Origin of the sequence: Pseudomonas sp. GM18, from assembly GCF_000282195.1 — a bacterium.
Taxonomy (GTDB): domain Bacteria; phylum Pseudomonadota; class Gammaproteobacteria; order Pseudomonadales; family Pseudomonadaceae; genus Aquipseudomonas.
In genome coordinates this window covers 76599-94098 of the sequence record NZ_AKJT01000037.1, presented here as the reverse complement: position 1 = coordinate 94098, position 17500 = coordinate 76599, and the positions used below count along the sequence as shown (strand labels likewise).

The window sequence follows — 17500 nt, the reverse complement described above, 5'->3', positions numbered from 1 at the left end:
GGGGGCAAGCCCCTTCGCCACAGGCTCGCCCTACAGGGGGCTGTGGTGTTGGTTAGTTCAGGGTTCAGCGCGGTGGATAGTTAGCCAATATGCGCCCGACCGTCTGGCGTATCGTATTACTGCGGTCCTCTGGTTTCGGTGTGCGGCTGAGCGTCTGTTCGTCACTGCCGCGCCACACCAGTTTGCCGTCCTTGCCATCGAGCAGGTCGATCTGGATGGTCGCCACCTTGTAGCTGACGTTGCGGGTTTCGTTGTACATCGGCCCGCCCCAGTAGCCGTTCCATGGGCCACCATAACCGCCGCCATAGGAGGTGGTCACTTGTTGCTGGCGATCTTCAACGATCAGGTAGGTCTGCACCTTCAGGTCTGCCTTGGCGCCGGCGGCGGCCGGACGCAAGCCACGCTGATCCAGTTGATCGGCAACGGCCTGGCGGATGCGTTGCTCGGTCAGGTCACTCTTGATCCGTGGGTCGTCGGGACGGTATTGCACGGCGGGCTCTTTCCAGCTCCAGCTGCGATAGGCGGCAAAGTCGCGGCTGGCATCAAAGTCATGATTGACCTGGTTGGCGGCGCAGGCAGTGAGCAGCGCGGCCATGGCCAGTAAAACGAGACGGCGGAACATGATTTTTCTCCGATTGAAGACATGCACCTGCGGGAAGCTTCCTGAACAGGAAGCTAACTAGGAGGATACGCCGACATGGCCTTTTCGACAGCTTCGCGCAGGGCATCGGCACGCTCGCTCTGGTTGCCCTGACTGCTGGTTTCGGCACTGGCACTCCACACCGGTTGACCGGTGCTCGCGTCGAACAGATCGACCCGCACCACTACGACTTGCACCTGATAAGTACGGATGACCGGCACTGTGTTGTACATGCCATAACCACTGCCGTAACGGTTGTAACCACCACCGTAATACCCCCCTCCGTAGCCGCCACCGTAACCAGAGCCGTCCTGAACCTGACGCAAGCGGGTTTCCAGGCGCAGGTCGGCGCTGACCAACAGGTCCGCCGGGCGGTTGTCATGCAACGGACGCAGGCCGCGTTGGTCGAGGGCATTGCTGACGGCTTCGGCCACCTGCTCCGAGTCGGCCCAGGCCGTGCCCGGAGGCAGGTGCCCGTTGAGCCAGGCCCAGCTGCGATAGCGGCCGTAATCGCGTGGCGCCGCCGGGTAGGCGCTGCGGTCGAAAGTGCCAGCAGCCTGGGGCGGCGCCGGTGGCAGGGGATTGGACGTCGCGATGTAAGGGTTGCTGCCCTGACAGGCCGCCAACCCCAGACAGATCACCAGTAACCCTGAACGACTATTCATTGCGCGCTCCGGTCAGATCGGCCGACAGATCCAGTGCAAGTAGCGCCCAAGCCCGGCGAAGCTTGGGTGACGGCGGTGAGCCAGTTCCATTTCCAGCAAGTCGAGCAGTTCGGCGCGGGCCTGGAACTCCACCGGCATGTAGTCGTGAAAAACCCGCACCCCACTCTGGGTTTCGACCCGCCACAGGCCCTCAAGTTGCGTTGCCAGTTCCCGTGGATCAAGCGGTTGCTGCGGCGTCAGGCTCTGCTTCTCGCCGGCCATGTCGTTCTTGCGCATCTTGCGGAAATGGCCCTTGAGCAGGTTGCGGTAGATCAGCGCGTCGCGGTTGTAGAACGCCAGGGACAACCAGCCGTCCGGCTTCGTCAGCTGATGCAGCACCGGCAAAATCGCATGGGGTTCGGCCAGCCATTCCAGCACGGCGTGGCACAGCACCAGGTCGTAGGGTTCGGTGAGCTGACCGAGCAACTCCTGCCACGGCGCCTGAATGAACGTCGCCGTCTGCCCGGCTTCGGCGAAACGCTGGCGGGCGCCTTCAAGCATCGGCTCGGCGGGTTCGGCCAGGGTCACCTGATGACCGCGCTGGGCCAGCCACAAAGACATGTGGCCCAGGCCGGCACCGATGTCCAGTACGCGCAACGGGCGGTCCGGCAGGGTTTCCGCCAGGTCGGCCTGCAGCACCGCGAGCCGGATCGCCCCTTTGGCGCCACCGTAGATTTTTTCAGCGAAGCGGGTCGCCAACTGATCGAAATGACGGTCACTCATCAGCTGAACCGCCGTTCGCTGTCCGCGAGCTTGTTGCGCACCACTTCATTCATGTCCAGCCCCAACTCGCTGCACAGCAGCAGTAGATACAGCACGATGTCGCCTATTTCCTGCCCGGCATGGGCGAGTTTGTCCGCCGGCAACTGGCGTGACTGGTCTTCGGTCAGCCACTGGAAGATTTCCACCAACTCGGACATTTCCACGCTCGCGGCCATGGCCAGGTTTTTCGGGCTGTGAAATTGCCGCCAGTCATTGCGGTCACGAATGGCGTGCAGGCGTTCGGTCAGTTCAACAAGGTTCATCGGGCTCTCCTGAAGGCGTATAGCTTCAGGGGGATGGCGGGTGAAGGCAAGTAGCAGCTGCCGAAGGCTGCGTTCGGCTGCGCAGCAGTCGCAAAACCAGGCACCATGGTCTTTCAGTTTTAATGGGGGATACAAGATTGACGACTGCTGCGCAGCCGAACGCAGCCTTCGGCAGCTGCTACAGATATGTTTGCGCCATACTTGAACGGTCGGGAACCCGGGAGCACGATCAATAGCCCAAGGCTCGGATCCGGCAACCACGCCACCACTCCATCAGGACGTACACATGCAGGTAGACAGCTTTTTCGAATGGCTCGGCCAGGCCATCGGTTCGGTCATCCGCTTTATCATCGATACCCTCAGTGGTCTGTTCAACCTGTTGAGCAACGCCAGCAGCAATTTTGTCGAAGGGCTGGCCCAGGCATTGGGCATGGAAACCTCGATCATCAGCATCATCACGTTGATCCTCGGGCTGATGCTGCTGTGGTCGGCGATCCGCGCCTTCATGAACGCGTCGATCATCATGGGGATTGTCTGGTTGCTGCTGGGGTTGTGGTTGCTGAGCTGGATTATTCACTAAGCCCGTTCGATCACGACAAAACAAACTACCGCTACAATGCAGGCGCCCCCAAGGAGCCTGCATGTCCAACCTGATTGCCGACTGGCGCGACCGTCCGACCCATCGTCGTGTCTGGGCGCTCGCCGCCCCGATGATTCTCTCGAACATTTCCGTACCGCTGGTAGCGCTGGTCGACAGTACCGTCATCGGCCACCTGCCCCATGCTCATCAGCTCGGTGCCGTCGCGGTGGGCGCCAGCCTGTATACCTTTCTGGCCTGGGTCATGGGCTTTCTGCGCATGGGCTCCACCGGGTTCGCCGCCCAGGCTGCCGGACGCGGGGATGGCGCAGCGTTGCGGCAGATTTTGCTGCAAGGCCTGTTGTTGGCCGTGGGCCTGGCCATTCTGTTGGGGGCGTTGGGCGTGCCATTGAGCGGGGTTGCGTTGCACTTCATGCAACCGTCGGCGGAACTGGATCAACTGACCCGCGAGTTCTTCCACACGCGGCTGTTCGGCCTGCCGGCGGCGCTGGCCAGTTATGCGCTGGTTGGCTGGTTTCTCGGCACCCAGAATGCCCGGGCTCCGCTGGCAATTCTGCTGAGCACCAACCTGGTCAACATCGCCCTGAACCTGTGGTTCGTGCTCGGCCTGGAGTGGGGCGTGGTCGGCGCGGCGCGGGCCTCGGTAATCGCCGAGTGGACCGGCGCGCTGATCGGCCTGTTCATGACCCGCAACGCCCTGCGCGCCTATCCCGGCCATATCGCTTGGGCCGCGCTGGCATTGTGGCAGAGCTGGCGCCCATTATTGGCGGTCAACCGTGACATTTTCATCCGCAGCCTGGCGTTGCAGTCGGTGTTCTTCCTCATCACCGTGCAGGGTGCGCGACTGGGCGATGCCACGGTCGCCGCCAATGCGTTGTTGCTTAACGGCCTGTTGTTGACCGCCCACGCGCTGGACGGTCTGGCCCACGCCGTGGAAGCCCTGTGCGGACACGCCATCGGCGCTCGCGACCGTGATGCCCTGCGCCGCTCACTGGTGGTGGCATGCGGTTGGTCGCTGCTGGCAAGCCTGGGGTTTGCCTTGCTGTTTCTGTTCGCCGGGCACCTGTTCATCCAGATGCAGACCAACATTCAGAGCGTGCGCGATACCGCCTTCATCTACCTGCCGTACCTCGCCGCGCTGCCGCTGATTGCTGTCTGGAGCTACGTGCTCGACGGCCTGTTCATCGGCGCCACCCGCGCCCGGGAAATGCGCAACGGCATGCTGTTGACGGTGATCCTGCTGCTGCCCTTCGCCTGGATGATGAAAGACTTGGGCAACCATGGACTGTGGATAACCTTCCTGTTGTTCATGTTGCTGCGCAGCCTGACCCTTGGCACATTCGCCTGGTACTTGCGCAAGAACGACAGCTGGCTCAAAGGATGACAAGCGGCACACCTTCAACTCGTTCAGGGTTGATCGTTCTGCCACAGGTTGCGCAGGCTATCGAGACGCTCCTGCTGGGTGGTTCCCGATAAGGCCTGCCCCGGCAAGGCGTCGGGGTGCTGCAAGCGTAGCCATAACCAGCCATCGAGCACCGGGCGTTCGCTGAAACCCAGTCCCAGCCCTTCCTGCATGTGAGCCCACAAGCTGTTGTAATCGGTCCCGGTGGACCGGCTCCAGCGCCAGGCGTGCTGTTCCAGCAGGCAGGCTTGCAAGGTATCTCGCTGACGCGGGCTAAGGTTTTCTTCGATGGCCAGCGGCCTGACGACAAGCCGCGGATTGAATAGCTGCTGCCAGCCCTGACAGCCAATGGCCCGGTCGGCCCAGGTACCGCCGAACCAACGCAACTGATCGATCGGACCGAGCCAGCGACTCAGCTCCTGCGCATCGCAGGCATCGAAAAAATAACTCGCCGTTTGAGGGTTGTAGTAACTCAACAAGGCCCGGTGATGCAGGCTGAAGGTGACAGTGAGCATGCGGCGCAAATGCTCCAGCAGCTGTGATGAAGAGGCTTCACTGACCAGCAGCAACCCGCCCCATGTGTGCGGCTCACTGGAGCACAGCTCGGCGAGCGCCGGGCATTCGCGAAGGTCGACCAAGGCTGGTCCGCGCTCACGCAACGGATGAAACTCGGTCCCTTCGAACAGCCAGAACCATCGGACCTGAGCAAACTGTTGCCGCAGCATCACACCGGCCTGAGGCACGCCCGGTACATCGAGCAACAGCCATTGCGGGGTCGAGTCAGGCGCCTGGACGGCAATCATTCCGCACCGCTCTGGCCAAGCTGCGTCGCTGCCCGGCAAGTGCATAAGGATTGCGCGCAATGACTGAAACTGCCCCCACCGGGCAGCAGACACAGGAGCACCAAGGGTTCGCTGGATTGCAGCAAACCCAATAAACCATCAACCGCGCGGCTGGCTTCAGTGGTCGAGGCGGATAGCAGCTCGGCTGCGCTGGACGGTGGTCCGGGAAGAAATCCGCTGATCAAGGGTTGGTCGGGATCACCTTCGATAAAGCTCACCAGCACTTGCGTGCCCTCACTCAAGGGCATGACACCCGCGCTTTCCAGCTCGCCGGATAACGGCAACCAACAGTGGCTGGGGGCTGCGCCTTCGCCCTGATAAAGCCAGTCAAACTGCACGGCAACTGATCTGCCGGGATCGGGGCGAGATTCACCGACGTCGACTACCCATCCCCGTTGCAGGCTGTGCATCCTGGGTTTCACAACGGGATGAGCCGCAATGAAAGGCACCTCCTGCACAACGACGCGCAGCTGGTTGCGATACAAAAAATCTGGCTGTTGTCCTCCCTGATGCTCGACATGGGTCAATAGCCAGAGACGATTCCAGTGCGAACACGGATGACCGGACAACGGCATCAGTTGACCGCTGCGCAGCGTTGGCAGGTTCGTCTGCCCCTCGGCAATCTGCCCGCAGCCATGAAGCTTGAACTGATGAACTTCATCCTCAAAGACCCTCTCTTCGCCACGGCAAAACTGCCCCAGACCGTCACCCAAGACCAGACAATGCCCGCGCGCACGGTGCTCGAAGTAGTAATGAAGCCGCTCCTGGGCGCATAGACGCTGGAGAAACTGCAGGTCCGATTCCCGATACTGCGTGCAGAAGTCACGGGGCGGATAATCACCGCTCAGGTCGAAACGACGATCCTTGCCGGCAATCCCATGCTCCTTGAGCACCTGAGCAAGAATCTCCGGCACCGAGCGATCGCTGAAAATTCGCTGATTGAAGCGTTGGGCCAGGCAAGCAAGCCTGGGGCCCAGACGTACACGACAAAGCCTGGGCTCATCGCCATGGCCAGATTGAACGAGGCCAAGCAACTGCCCGTGAATACCCTCCCCCTGCGGCCCGAAGTGTAAAAAGGCCGAGCGGTACAGCAGGCTTGCAAGGTCCAGCGTCGGGTCATCGTTCAGCAGATCCACGTCGAACGCAAAAGGCTCGCTGATCGCTTCACTACCGGTAAAGGCCAAGACCTCAAAGGGGTCGGGAAGACCCGCTATATCCAGACGAAATGACGGCTCGTTGACTGGATCGAACATCGGCGATTCTCTACAGGAGGGGCGGCCGGGGATTCTCGCTGAGAGACATGGCCGAGTAGAGTGCCGAAGTACAACTTAGGAAATGACCTACGTGAAAAGAAGACCACATCGCTTGGATTGCTCGGTATGTGGGCTATTTCGCGTGAAAAAAGAGAAGCCCCGCACCAGGTTGTCTGAAATTTCCGCAACGTACTGAGAAATTTCAGACAACCTGATGGGCGCGGTGCCCTACCTCAAGAAGACAGGTAAGACGAACGGGTCAGGCCCAGACGCAAGGCATCGAGGAACTGGGTGCGCTCGCTGGCGCTGATGCGGGCACTGGCGCACTTGTCGCGGTAGTGGGTCATCAGCTCTTCCGGCGACAAGTGCACGTAACGCAGCATGTCTTCGATGGTGTCGTGGGTTTCGATACCGGCGTGGTACACGCTGCCGTCAGCATTCTGATAGATGTTCACCGAGTCGGTGTCACCGAACAGGTTGTGCATGTCGCCAAGAATTTCCTGGTAGGCACCCACCAGGAAAATCCCCAGCAGATAGTCTTCACCATCATTCAGACCGTGCACCGGCAGGCTGGTCTCGATGCTCTGCTCGTCGACGTACTGCTTGATCTTGCCGTCGGAGTCGCAGGTCAGGTCTTGCAGCACCGCACGGCGCAGCGGCTCTTCGTCGAGACGGTGCAGCGGCAGTATCGGCAGGACCTGGCCGATGGCCCAGGTGTCCGGCAGGCTCTGGAATACCGAGAAGTTGCAGATGTATTTGTCGGCCAGTTTGTCGTTGAGTTCGTCGAGCACCTGACGGTGGGAACGCTGACGGGCCTTCAACGAGTTGTGCAGGCGGCGGCAAACGGCAAAGTAGCATTGCTCGGCCAGGGCTTTTTGCGCCAGGGTCAGCTTGCCATCGGCGTATTGGGTGGCCACGTCACTCATGTAGTGCGTGGCGCGCCAGTAGGTCTCGGTGACCATTTCGATGTCGGTCGGGCCGAGCAGGTCAACCAGCCACTGCACGGTTTCCGGCAGCTCTTCCTTGTTGTCGATCTTCGGCACGTCGTCGTTGTGTTTCTCGACGTCGGTCACCTGAACCACCAGCATCGCGTGGTGAGCCGTCAGGGAGCGACCGCTTTCAGAGAAGATGTTCGGGTGCGGCAGGCTCTGCGCATCGCAGAATTCCTTGAGCATCCCGACCACGACACCGGCGTAATCGTCCATGTCGTAGTTGATCGAACTGGCGTTACGCGAGTGAGTGCCGTCGTAGTCCACGCCCAAACCGCCGCCGACGTCGATGTGATCGACCGGCAGGCCAAGGTTGCGCAGTTCGCCGTAGTAACGAATCGCTTCCTTGAAGCCGTGCTGGTAGTCCGCCAGGTTGGCGATCTGCGAACCCATGTGGAAGTGCAGCAGGCGAATGCCCTGGTCCAGACCAGCGGCACGGAAACGCTCGACCACCGACAGCAGTTGCGCCGCCGACAGGCCGAACTTGGATTTTTCGCCACCGGTGTCTGCCCACTTGCTCGACGCCAGGGACGACAGACGCACGCGCAGGCCGACCTGCGGCTTGACCTTGAGCGACGCCGCCTCTTCGATCACCAGACCGACTTCGGATTCTTTCTCGATCACGATGAACACGTTGTGGCCCAGCTTCTGGCCCATCAGCGCCAGACGGATGAACTCGCGGTCCTTGTAACCGTTGCAGACGATGGTGCCGCCCTTCGGCGCCAGCGCCAGTACCGCCAGCAGCTCCGGCTTGGAGCCGGCTTCCAGGCCGATCGATACGTTCTGGGTGGCGATGATGTTTTCGATCACCGCTTCCTGCTGGTTGACCTTGATCGGGTACAGCGCGGTGTACTTGCTCTGGTATTCCAGGCGCTCGATGTTGGCGTCGAACGCACCGGTCAGCTGACGCACGCGGTCTTGCAGGATGTCTGGGAAACGCACCAGCAGCGGCAAGGACAAACCGCTTTTGCGCAGTTGGTCGACTTGCTCGAACAGGTCGATAGGCGAACTGGTCGGGCCGTTCGGACGAACTTCGACGCGACCGGCGTCATTGATCGCGAAATACCCGGCCCCCCAATGGCGAATCCCGTAAACACTGCGGCTGTCCGCAACTGTCCATTGGCTGCCATCGTCTTTGCGTGTGCGTCTTACGGACATCGAAGTCCCCTATAAAGAAGTCATAGAGCGTCGCCTTGAGTTCAGGCCGGCGCAGTCTAAAGAATGAAAATGACGGTTCGTCAACGAGGGGGTAGACCTCGCTGACCGCAGTGAGTTTAGAAACCGGTCATGAACAGGCTCTGTGAAAACCATGGAGACGACGCCAGACCAGAATGAAATCAGGACTGGATCAAGCCGCGGGTGGTTTTCACAGAGGCTGCTAGCCGCCGGACTTCTTCGCTTTGAAACCGTGTTTGATCAGCTCAGCCAAGAGTAGCTCGACATGATCGCCCTGGATTTCGATGATCCCGTCTTTCAACGCCCCACCGGTCCCGCAACGTTTCTTCAACGTGGTGGCCAGTTCCTTGAGTGCGTCTTCGGCCAACGGCACGCCGGTGATGGTCGTCACCGTCTTGCCGCCACGGCCCTTGCTTTCGCGACGCACGCGAGCGATGCCGTCGCCGGCCGGGATAACGGTTTGTTTGCAGATGCAGGCGTCCACCGGTTTACTGCATTCCGGGCAATGACGACCTGCGTCGGTGGAAAATACCAGGCCACCAAGGGCGGCGAAGGATGCGGCTTTTTTGGCCACCGGCAATCCTCTTGGGAGGACAAAGACTGGCCGCAACCTTGGGCAAGGTTATCGACCGCGAAGCCCCACTCAGGCAGGGGCAGCGCTACTGAGCCGGGCACTACCGGTTCAGTTTGAAAAGGTCGCGCAGTGTAACGGCAAAAAGCCGACTTGCTAAGAGCCAATCGGCGCCAATTTACAGCTCTTTTGCGACGTCATCCCCTTGGGCGCGAAGATAGCGCTTCAGGGCTGCCAAAGAGTCCGGGCAGTACGGCTTTTGCTGGATTTCCAGCAGGACCTGATCAATCGGGATAAAGCGCGCTTCCAGCACCTCTTCAGGCTGCAGGACCAATGGACCGTCCCACACCGCCGAAAACGCCGAACACCAGAGCCGGTTACCGGTGTCTTCGAAGAAAAAGTGATCATGGGCGGTCAGTTCCACACCGCTCACACCCAGCTCTTCTTCCAGCTCACGGGCCGCCGATTCGGCGTAGGTCTCGGTGGCCAGCACCATGCCGCCGGCCGCCACGTCCCAGTAACCGGGGTATATCGCTTTGCTCAGGGTGCGTCGGTGTACGCACAGCTCGCCGGCAGAATTGAACAGCATGATGTAGGTGCCGCGCCCGATCAGCCCGCGCTCGCGCAGGTCGGAGCGCACCAGAGCGCCGAGCAGGTTGTCCTGCTCGTCGACCCAGGCGATCTGTTCGGCATCGGAGGCCGCGCGGTGGGCGGCCTCTTTAGCGCTATCTACCATGACTCAGCCCTGATTGAGCAGTTGACGCAAGTCGATCACCGCGGCGTTGGCCCGGGAGATGTAATTGGCCATGACCAGCGAGTGGTTGGCCAGCACACCGAAGCCGCTGCCGTTAAGGATCATCGGGCTCCAGACCGGCTCTTGCGAAGCCTCCAGCTCACGGATGATCTGGCGCACGCTGACCGTGGCGTTTTTCTTCGCCAACACATCGGCGAAGTCGACTTCGATGGCGCGCAGCAGATGGGACAATGCCCAGGCCTGGCCGCGGGCTTCGTAGAACACGTTATCGATCTGCATCCACGGGGTTTCGACGACTTCTTCGTCAACCTGCGGCACCTGACCGAGCGCCGGGACTTCGGTTTTCAGCGCGGTGTTGAGCTTGACCCGGCCAACGCTGGCCGACAGCCGTTGCGACAGCGAGCCCAGACGGGTCCCCACATCACCCAGCCAGTTGTTCAGGTTGTCGGCGCGGGCATAGAACAGCGCGCTTTTCTGGTCAGGACCCGACAGACGTGCCTGATAGCGGCTCAGGGAGTTGATGCCTTCCTGATACTCGGACTCACTGGATGGCAGCACCCAGCTCTTGTTGTCGAAGTTGAAGCGCGGCTCGGCCTTGGCCAGGTCGGCGTCTTCGGCGGACTGCGACTGGGAACGGGCGAAGTCTTTACGCAACGCACGGCTCAGGTCGCGGACCTGGACCAGCACGCCATATTCCCAGCTCGGCATGTTGTCCATCCACAGGCCCGGCGGGAAACGGTCATTGGAAATATAGCCACCCGGCTTGGTCAGCAAGGTGCCGGCAACGGTCTTGAGGGTTTCCACCGTGGTGTACCCGACCACCATCTGCTTGCCTTCTTTCTCGGCTGCCACCTGGGCATTTTGCTGAACCGGGAAGAGCGCGGGCTCCTGGCTCCAGTACCAGCCCAGCGCGATAGCCACCAACAGGTAAAGGCCAATCAGAGTGGCCAGCGCCCGACTGAACAACAGGCCACCAAAATAACTGCGGGTGGCCGATTTCGGTTCAGCGGCACGCTCAGGCGCGCTGCCCGTGCGGTTCTTCCAGTCCAGCATGGCGATATCCTTTCAATCACTTGAGTTCATCGGTTCGACTACAACCCTACGCCATCGTGCCTTATTTGCCGCGCATTAAATCCTGCGCGACACAGCAAACCACACAATGACTGCAATCGAGCCGCCACTATAAATGAAGCACAGCGTTGAGCCTATGCGACCAGTCGGTCGGGAACTGAATGATGTCGCTTTGCAGATTATTGACATACGACAGTCATGCAATCGAAAAGAGGTGCTAGCATAGAGCCACCAGTCGATCTCAGCATGCACCCTAACTAGTAGTCAGGATATGACCGAGCCAGAAGACCCCAGCCGTGAGCGCCTCAAGCACCACTTTGCCCAGCGGGTAATTCATCAGGCACGTCAGATTCTTGAGATATGGCAACGCCTGCAACGCAACGAATGGTCCATCACCGACTTGTCGGAGCTGAGCGAGGCCAATCTGCGCCTGCTGCGCTTTGCCGAACGTTTCGAACAACCGGAACACACCCTGCTGGCCCGCCATATTGGCCAGTCGCTGGAGGCCGTCGACGCCAATCGCGGACGCCTGAGCAGCGGATTGATCACCGACCTCAACCGCCTGATGCAGCGCTTGTCCCGCACCGGCCTGCGCCATGGCGATCAGTTCGAACACACTTTTCTGCCACCGCTGCGCAAACCGATCTACGTGATGCTGCAGGATCACGACCGCGCCGAACGGCTGGCCAAACAACTTGAATTCTTCGGGCTCAGCGCCCAATCCCTGGGCAGTGTCGCCGCGTTCCGTTCCTCGATGGTCGAGCGATTGCCGGCGGCGATTGTCATGGATGTCGACTTCAGCGGTGCCGGCATCGGCCTGAAACTGGCGGCCGAAGCCCAGCAAGGCCTGGAGCAGCCCTTGCCGCTGTTGTTTTTCAGCCTGCACGAAACCGACACCCCGACTCGCCTCGCCGCCGTGCGCGCCGGTGGCCAGGAATTTCTCACCGGCACCCTCGAAGCCTCGAGCCTGCTGGAAAAAATCGAAGTGCTGACCTGCGTCGCCCAGTACGAACCTTATAAAGTGCTGATCATCGACGACTCCCGCGCGCAGGCCTTGCACACCGAGCGCCTGCTCAACAGCGCCGGGATCGTCACGCGGACCTTGATCGAACCGATCCAGGCCATGGCCGAACTGGCGGATTTCCAGCCAGACCTGATCATCCTCGACATGTACATGCCGGCCTGCACCGGTACGGAACTGGCCAAGGTGATCCGCCATAACGACCGCTATGTCAGCGTGCCGATCATTTATCTGTCGGCCGAAGACGATCTGGACAAGCAGCTCGACGCCATGAGCGAGGGCGGCGACGACTTCCTGACCAAGCCGATCAAGCCACGCCACCTGATCACCACCGTGCGCAACCGCGCGGCGCGGGCGCGCAATCTGAAAGCGCGGATGGTGCGCGACAGCCTGACCGGTTTGTACAACCACACCCACATTCTGCAATTGCTCGAAGACTGTTCATTCCGCGCCCGCCGCGAAAACAAGCCGCTGAGCTTTGCGATGCTCGACATCGACCACTTCAAACGGGTCAACGACAGCCACGGCCATCCCATGGGTGACCGGGTGATCAAGAGCCTGGCGCTGTTCCTCAAGCAACGGTTGCGCAAGACTGACTTCATCGGCCGTTACGGCGGTGAAGAGTTCGCCATCGTCATGCCGGACACCGATATTGAATCGGCCTACAAGGTGCTCGATGAAATCCGTCAGCGCTTTGCCGAAATTCACTACCCCGCGCAGCCTCAAGACCTCTGGTGCACCTTCAGTGCCGGCGTCGTCGAACTGCACGAAGGCTCCGACAGCCTGATGATGGCCACACAGGCAGACGAGGCGCTGTACCGCGCCAAGGACGCCGGACGCAACCGCATACAAGCCGCGCGGGAGTCAAAGCAAAGTGCCACTTTTTCATCGGAATCGACCAATTCGGTCATAACCCTGTAACAGAAACGCAATAACTTCAGGCACTTACCATTCTGCCGTTGGTAGTCCGCAATGCGCCTGAAGCTGTTGACCAATCTCAATACCCTCCTTCTGGTCGCCGTGTGCGTGGCCCTCGGCGCTACCCTCTGGTGGTCGCAAAAAGCCCTGGAACGCCCCTATCTGCTTATGGAGCGCTACCTGGGCCTGTCCCAGCAGTTTCAAAATGAAGTGGCGCGCAACGTCGAGGATTACCTGGCCAGCGGCGATGCCCTGCGCCTGAGCGGCGCCAGCCAAGCCATCGACAGCCTGCAAAAGGAGCTCGGCGAATTGCCGCCGCCCCTGGCCGATACCTTGCGCCCCAGCCTGTCGAACCTGGAAGAGTTCAGCAAGACGGACCTGCTGGCCGCCGGCAAACTCGCCGGCGATCCACAAGCACTGCTGCTGCAAGCTGAACGCGAGCTCGGTGCCAGCCTCGATCAGCTCAGCCAGTACGCCAGCGGCAACGCGGCGTACCTGACGCCTTTGCTCGCGGCCTCCCAGCATCTGGGCAAGCTGTCTCTGGCCCGGGACAAACTGGTCAGCAGCGGGCGCAGCGAACTGGCCGCCGATGTCGAACGCGAAGTCGCCAACATCCGCGTTCAGGCTGAACAATTGAACACCTTGCCGCTGCTGGGGGTGACCGTCAGCAGTGAATCGAACACCGATGATTTCGCCGCCGCGATGGGCCTGGAGAACAGCGAGAAAGCCGTCGCCGAAGACGCCGGTGTCAGCCTCAAACGTGAACTCAACAGCCTGCTCACCCGCTACCCGGCTGAACTTGCACGCACGCGCGAACAGATCCAGAAACGCGCCGACCTCAGCGCCGCGACTCACTTGAAAATCACCGCCGTGCAACAGGCCATCGCCGGGCTGGAACCGGTGGTGCGCGCCCAGCACGGGCAAATCCAGGGCGAAGTGCGGCTGATGCAGGGAGTGATGATCGGGCTGATCCTGCTGATCGCATTGCTCATCGATACCTTGCAGCGACGCCTGGCCCGAACCCTGACCAATCTGGCCCCGGCGCTTTCGATCTGGGCCGAGGGTGATTTCAGTCGCGACATTCAACTGGGTGCAACCAACCGTGAGTTGCATGACATTCAAGCTTCGCTCAATCGCTTGCGCGCCTATCTGGTCGATCTGGTGGGGACCATTCGCCTCAATGCCGAGCAAGTCGCCGGCAGCAGCCGGACGCTGGCCGAATTGAGCAACGACCTGCACAGCGGCGCCGAGCATCAGGCCGGCGACACCGCGCTGATCCGCGACTCTCTCGGCGAACTCGAGGCGACGATTCAACAAGTCGCCGGCGACGCCAGCCAGGCTGCGGACGCCAGCCGTCATGCTGGGCTTGCGGTGGAGCACGGTCAGAAAGTCATCGGCCTGAGCCTCACCGGGCTGCATGCGCTGGTGGGTGAAGTGCAAGGCAACGCACAGATGATCGAACATCTGGCCGAAGAGTCGGCAACCATCGGCGGCGTGCTGACGGTGATTCGCTCGATTGCCGACCAGACCAATCTGCTGGCGCTGAATGCCGCCATCGAGGCGGCCCGCGCCGGGGAGATGGGCCGGGGGTTTGCGGTGGTGGCCGAAGAGGTACGCTCACTGGCGCAGCGTACCGCCGGTGCCACGGCCGAGATTCAGACGCTGATCGCCGGCCTGCAAACCGCCGCGCGGCAATCGGTCGAAGGCATGCGCGCCCAGGTCGAACACGCCGAAGCCACGGCCAATCAGGCCCAGGCGGCCGACGGGGCGCTGGATAAAATCGTCGGGGCGATCCAGACCATTGCCGACACCGCCGTGCGCATCGCCGATGTCACCGCCCAGCAGAGCGGCGCTGTCAGCGAAATCCGCGATCACAGTGAGCGGATTCATCAATTGGGTGGGGATAACTTGCTGCGCATCGGCGAGGGGCGTGAGCAAGGGGAGAATTTGCTGGTGCTGGGCGGACGTTTGCATACCGCCGTTCAAGCCTTCCGCGTCTGAACTCCCCCCACTCCTGCTTTATCGTTCCCATGCTCCGCGTGGGAACGCCTCAATGGACGCTCTGCGTCCGCTGTTGGGACGCAGAGCGTCCCGGGCTGCATTCCCACGCAGGGCGAGGAAATGATCATGCCTCACAGAACCTGCATACCCTTCCGGCGTCCGCTATCATGCCCGCACCTCCAATACGCGAGATTGTCATGCGCCGTTTGCTCTGCCTGCTGTTTTTAGTGCTCGCCCTGCCGGCCTCCGCCGCCGGGTTGCTGGACAGTCGCCCCAGTTCCACCCTGGGCTCGATCAACAACAGCGCCGACTTCCTGCCGGTGCGCGAAGCCTTTCAGTTGAGCCTGGTAGAAAGTACGCCGCAATCGATCAAGCTGCGCTTCGTCGCCACCGAGGGTTACTACCTCTACCGCCATCGCTTCCAGTTTCGCGCCGATCCGGCCGACGTTGGCCTCGGCGCGGCTCAACTGCCCAAGGGCGAACAAAAGCACGATGAATACTTCGGCGATGTCGAGGTTTACCACGGCATTCTCGATGTAGAACTGCCACGCACCGATTCCCGCGCCTTTACGCTGGCCGTGACCTATCAAGGCTGCGCCGACAAAGGCCTGTGCTACCCGCCCGAGACCGAACGCCTGAGTATTGATGGCAGCGGCGCCACGACCACAGCCTGGGGCTGGCGCGAACTGGCGCTGTTCTTCCTCGCAGGCCTCGGCCTGACCTTCACCCCCTGTGTGCTGCCGATGCTGCCGATCCTCTCCGGGGTGGTCCTGCGCGGGCAGATCGGCGGTTTACGTGGCTTCAACCTGTCACTGGCTTATGTGCTGCCGATGGCCATCTGCTTCGCCCTGCTGGGTGCCTTGATGGGCATGTTCGGCGCACAGCTGAATCTGCAGGCGCGCTTGCAATCGGCCTGGGTGCTGGTGCCGTTCGCGCTGTTTTTCGCGGTGTTTGCCTTGGCGATGTTCGGGGTGTTCGAACTGAAACTGCCCTACGCCATCAGCAGCCGCCTGGACCGGATCGCCGGGCGTACCGAGGGCGGCTCGCTGTGGGGCGCGGCGGTGTTGGGCGTGGTGTCGAGCCTGCTGGTTTCGCCCTGCGTCTCGGCCCCCTTGGCCGGTGCGTTGCTGTACATCAGCGCCAGCGGCGATGCCTTGGGCGGCGGATTGAAACTGTTCATGCTTGGCTTGGGCATGGGCGCGCCGCTGTTGCTGGTGGCAACTGGCGGCGCAGCCTGGTTGCCGAAAAGCGGGCCGTGGCTGATCTACGTGAAAAACGCGATTGGTGTGCTGCTGCTGGGGCTGGCGATCGGTTTGCTCAGTCGAGTATTGCCGGGCCAGATCACCTTGCTGTTGATCGGCTTGCTCGCCGGTGGCGTCGGTTTGTTCATGGGCGCGTTGGAGTTTGTCTATAAACCGCCGAGAAAACGCCTGGGGCAATTGCTGGGGATGTTCCTGCTGTTTTATGCACTGGCCTGTTGGTACGGCGCGTTCAGCGGTCAGTCCGATCCGTTCAACCCCATTGGTCAGCCGCGCATCGTCGCCAGCAACGAGCAGCAACCGCAAATCACCAGTTCCTGGCAAACCATCACCACCCCGGCGGAGCTGGATCGCGTCCTCGCCGAAGCCAAATCCTCCGGCACGCCGCTGCTGCTCGACTGGTACGCCGACTGGTGCATCAGTTGCAAAGTCATCGAACACGAAGTGCTCAACGATGCCAACGTCGTCGAACGTCTCAAAGGCTATCGACTGATTCGTTTCGACATCACCGCCAGCAACACCGAACAGCGTGCCCTGCTCGACCGCTACAAGCTGTTCGGCCCTCCAGCGCTGATGTTTTTCGGCAGGGACGGCGTCGAACGCGCCGATGTGCGGGTGATTGGCGAGATAAACGCCACGGACTTCGCCGAACGTGTTGCGAAAGCAAATGACCGGATTTAATCACCCGGTCACATATTTCGCGCAAACATCGGCCATCGTGCTGCCTATTGCATAGAACTGGACAGTCACAAAGGCTTTGCGGCATAGTCGCCGGGTTCTGACAATTGCACACGGATAACAAAGGAGCAGCAGATGGCGACCCTATTGGTTTTGCACGGCCCTAACCTGAACCTGCTCGGCACCCGGGAACCGGGCGTCTACGGTGCAACCACCCTGGCGCAAATCAACCAGGACCTGGAACAGCGGGCGCGCAATGCCGGCCACCATTTGCTTTACCTGCAAAGCAACGCCGAGTACGAATTGATTGACCGCATCCACGCTGCTCGCGGCGAAGGTGTGGACTTCATTCTGATCAATCCAGCAGCTTTTACGCATACAAGTGTCGCATTACGTGACGCGCTGCTGGCGGTGAGCATCCCATTCATCGAAGTGCATTTGTCTAACGTGCATAAACGCGAACCTTTCCGCCATCACTCTTACTTCTCCGATGTAGCGGTGGGAGTGATCTGCGGCCTTGGCGCCAGCGGTTATCGACTGGCCCTGGAGGCCGCCCTAGAGCAGCTTGAAAGACAGGCAACGGCTTGAACAACAAGCG

Annotated in this window: 16 protein-coding genes; 6 read left to right on the top strand and 10 right to left on the bottom strand. The window is 61.0% G+C overall.

Translation table 11 applies throughout. The annotated features are described in order from the left end of the window. Nucleotides 1–64: 64 nt before the first annotated feature. From PMI21_RS17115 to PMI21_RS17130, 4 genes are read right to left on the bottom strand one after another with little or no spacing between them, the layout of a single operon-like run. The gene (locus PMI21_RS17115; RefSeq protein WP_007937238.1) at nt 65–622 is read right to left on the bottom strand and encodes a DUF4136 domain-containing protein; all 558 of its coding nucleotides are present in this window, start codon (nt 620–622) and stop codon (nt 65–67) included. A gap of 53 nt (nt 623–675) precedes the next feature. Beyond that, the gene (locus PMI21_RS17120) at nt 676–1305 is read right to left on the bottom strand and encodes a DUF4136 domain-containing protein (protein ID WP_007937236.1); all 630 of its coding nucleotides are present in this window, start codon (nt 1303–1305) and stop codon (nt 676–678) included. A gap of 12 nt (nt 1306–1317) precedes the next feature. Continuing rightward, entirely contained in the window at nt 1318–2067 is a 750-nt protein-coding gene (locus PMI21_RS17125) for a methyltransferase domain-containing protein (protein WP_007937233.1), read from the bottom strand. Then, nucleotides 2067–2369 carry a MazG-like family protein gene (locus tag PMI21_RS17130; RefSeq protein WP_007937232.1) on the bottom strand — a complete coding sequence of 101 codons (303 nt, stop codon included), beginning with the start codon at nt 2367–2369 and terminating at the stop codon, nt 2067–2069. The genes PMI21_RS17125 and PMI21_RS17130 overlap by 1 nt, the downstream gene beginning before the upstream one ends. A gap of 286 nt (nt 2370–2655) precedes the next feature. Between PMI21_RS17130 and PMI21_RS17135 the strand changes: the two genes are divergently transcribed. Together PMI21_RS17135 and PMI21_RS17140 are read left to right on the top strand one after the other, a co-directional pair. Continuing rightward, nucleotides 2656–2949 (top strand): hypothetical protein, encoded by a 294-nt coding sequence (locus PMI21_RS17135; protein WP_007937231.1) that lies wholly within the window; start codon nt 2656–2658, stop codon nt 2947–2949. 61 nt (nt 2950–3010) lie between these two features. Next, entirely contained in the window at nt 3011–4351 is a 1341-nt protein-coding gene (locus PMI21_RS17140) for an MATE family efflux transporter (RefSeq protein ID WP_007937230.1), read from the top strand. Nucleotides 4352–4374: 23 nt separating this feature from the next. Here PMI21_RS17140 and PMI21_RS17145 read toward each other — a convergent pair whose 3' ends face one another. The 6 genes from PMI21_RS17145 to PMI21_RS17170 all read right to left on the bottom strand — a co-directional run bounded on the left by PMI21_RS17145 (nt 4375) and on the right by PMI21_RS17170 (nt 11007). Further along, on the bottom strand, nt 4375–5172 hold the full coding sequence (locus tag PMI21_RS17145) for a DUF4123 domain-containing protein (RefSeq protein ID WP_007937229.1): 798 nt from the start codon (nt 5170–5172) through the stop codon (nt 4375–4377). Beyond that, complete coding sequence (locus tag PMI21_RS17150; RefSeq protein WP_007937228.1) at nt 5169–6464, bottom strand: type VI secretion system Vgr family protein; 1296 nt, start codon at nt 6462–6464, stop codon at nt 5169–5171. Before PMI21_RS17150 ends, PMI21_RS17145 begins: the two co-directional genes overlap by 4 nt. 233 nt (nt 6465–6697) lie before the next feature. Next, nucleotides 6698–8611 carry an arginine decarboxylase gene (speA, locus tag PMI21_RS17155; protein ID WP_007937227.1) on the bottom strand — a complete coding sequence of 638 codons (1914 nt, stop codon included), beginning with the start codon at nt 8609–8611 and terminating at the stop codon, nt 6698–6700. A gap of 220 nt (nt 8612–8831) precedes the next feature. Further along, nucleotides 8832–9203 (bottom strand): translation initiation factor Sui1, encoded by a 372-nt coding sequence (locus PMI21_RS17160; protein WP_007914613.1) that lies wholly within the window; start codon nt 9201–9203, stop codon nt 8832–8834. Between the two features lie 175 nt (nt 9204–9378). Further along, a complete protein-coding gene (locus PMI21_RS17165; protein WP_007937225.1) occupies nt 9379–9936 on the bottom strand; it encodes an NUDIX hydrolase in 558 nt (185 codons plus the stop codon). Between the two features lie 3 nt (nt 9937–9939). Further along, complete coding sequence (locus PMI21_RS17170; RefSeq protein ID WP_007937222.1) at nt 9940–11007, bottom strand: DUF2333 family protein; 1068 nt, start codon at nt 11005–11007, stop codon at nt 9940–9942. Between the two features lie 289 nt (nt 11008–11296). Here PMI21_RS17170 and gcbA point away from each other — a divergent pair, with 289 nt between their 5' ends. From gcbA to aroQ, 4 genes are all read left to right on the top strand, one after another. Continuing rightward, a complete protein-coding gene (gcbA, locus tag PMI21_RS17175) occupies nt 11297–12967 on the top strand; it encodes a diguanylate cyclase GcbA (protein ID WP_007937221.1) in 1671 nt (556 codons plus the stop codon). Between the two features lie 51 nt (nt 12968–13018). Further along, nucleotides 13019–14965 (top strand): methyl-accepting chemotaxis protein, encoded by a 1947-nt coding sequence (locus tag PMI21_RS17180; protein ID WP_007937219.1) that lies wholly within the window; start codon nt 13019–13021, stop codon nt 14963–14965. Between the two features lie 197 nt (nt 14966–15162). Further along, entirely contained in the window at nt 15163–16905 is a 1743-nt protein-coding gene (locus PMI21_RS17185; RefSeq protein WP_007937217.1) for a protein-disulfide reductase DsbD, read from the top strand. 132 nt (nt 16906–17037) lie between these two features. Then, complete coding sequence (gene aroQ / locus PMI21_RS17190; RefSeq protein WP_007937215.1) at nt 17038–17490, top strand: type II 3-dehydroquinate dehydratase; 453 nt, start codon at nt 17038–17040, stop codon at nt 17488–17490. The last annotated feature ends 10 nt before the right edge of the window (nt 17491–17500 follow it).